This is a genomic window from Bacteroides sp. AM16-13, from assembly GCF_003602705.1.
Lineage (GTDB): Bacteria > Bacteroidota > Bacteroidia > Bacteroidales > Bacteroidaceae > Bacteroides > Bacteroides xylanisolvens.
Window position 1 is genome coordinate 1 of the sequence record NZ_QTLK01000074.1, and the last position, 1597, is coordinate 1597.

Consider the following 1597-nt stretch of genomic DNA (forward strand, 5'->3'; position numbering starts at 1 on the left):
AACCTCAAATCCGCAACTAAGCTCTTCAGCGTCCTTCTTGCGTCTAAACGTCCTCTCATCACTGAATTAGCAGATAAATTGAGGCTGAAATACCCACTTCTGCCCACAATATCCCCTTGCCCCACTATGCGACTTGAGGCAATACGCAGTATCATACCCATAAGTTGTAGGCGTTATCCAAAATCAGTCTGAAAAATATCTGCGTAAGCATTATTACAGGTATAGATATTCAGCACATACCGCCTTGATGTTCTGATCCACTTGGCTGGTACAGAGACAAACCTGAAGACAAACGCTTTTATGCGACTTGTTGCATTGAGTCCGAACCTCTTTACGTCAAGTCTGTGGATAATGGCCTTGTAGAAATTACGGATAAGTGCCGTAAGAAGAAGGAACACAGTGTTCTCTGCCATGAAGGATTTGGGCAATCTGTCCCACCCGAAACCATTGTTCATATCATCGAAGATACGTTCCTTTCCTCCACGAAGGTTATAGAACTCGACAATTTCTCTTGTGGAAGATTCATAGTCGTTAGTCAGGATACAACGGTATGTGTATTCTCCTTCCCAAAGATCCAGCACACCGTCCATCCGTTTCTGTCTTTGAATCACAAGTCGGTATGCTTTACCCTTCCACTTCTCAACAAGAATAGAGTTCAATTCGAACTCAATGCCATTGATTTCCTCAGTCTTCCAGCCTCTAAGAGCAAAGATGTCATTGTAGAGCGAACTGCAGCGGTTTGCGCGGATATAGAAGGATTTGCTGTGTTTCTCTATTTCCTCCACGATTTCCTCGGAACATGATCCACAATCAGCTCTGAAACGATTGATTGTAAGTCCGTTCTGCTCAAATCTCTCAAAGAATCTCTTCAGCGTGTCCTTCTGATGAAAACGAACGTTGGTGTTACCATCGCTATTCTCAATGCCAACAATCAAGTCGTCAATAACCGCCACGCCAGGGCGATAACCAAGGAACTTCTTGTATGTAGGCTTTGCATCATACTTCTCAGTCTCTATGAACTGATGGTCGAAATCAACATCATACATCTCGCCCTCTTTCAGTTGGCCGGATGCAAACATACAATTGAGCAGTAAGGTATTGAGTGTGTCAGCCGTGTTGAAATCGTAGTTCTTACCCGTATCTGATGTGTATGAGATGTTTCCTTGCGTCAGTTCCTTTATCGCTCTGAGGATAGTATCAGAACTACAAGTACGAAGTGTCGGATGGAGCGAGAGATGGTTCATCAAATGAGTAGTGACATCCTCAATGCATGAGCCACCACAGAAGTAGATACTCATGAGGGAACGGACGATTTCACTGTACTGATAACCGAACGAGCTACACCTTAGACCGAGTGTCGAGTCGATTACAGATGACAATGTGGAGTCAAATTGCTCCATGATTGAAAATATTCCTCCAAAAGGAGTGAGCTTCTCGGATTTTATTTGTATTTTTGCCATGCCTGATGAGGTTTTGTTTGATTATTTTTTTGCAACACTAAGTTAAGTGAATCCTCTGACATGGCAAAATCCTGAGCAACTTTTTGTTGCTCAGGTACTTAAAAAAAATATTTTATAATAGTGTTGCGGAATTAAGG

At 42.6% G+C, this 1597-nt stretch carries 1 protein-coding gene; it reads right to left on the minus strand.

The window, feature by feature from the left end:
• Nucleotides 1–173: 173 nt before the first annotated feature.
• Complete coding sequence (locus tag DW173_RS23610) at nucleotides 174–1460, minus strand: IS1380-like element IS613 family transposase (protein WP_005805709.1); 1287 nt, start codon at nucleotides 1458–1460, stop codon at nucleotides 174–176.
• Nucleotides 1461–1597 lie beyond the last annotated feature (137 nt).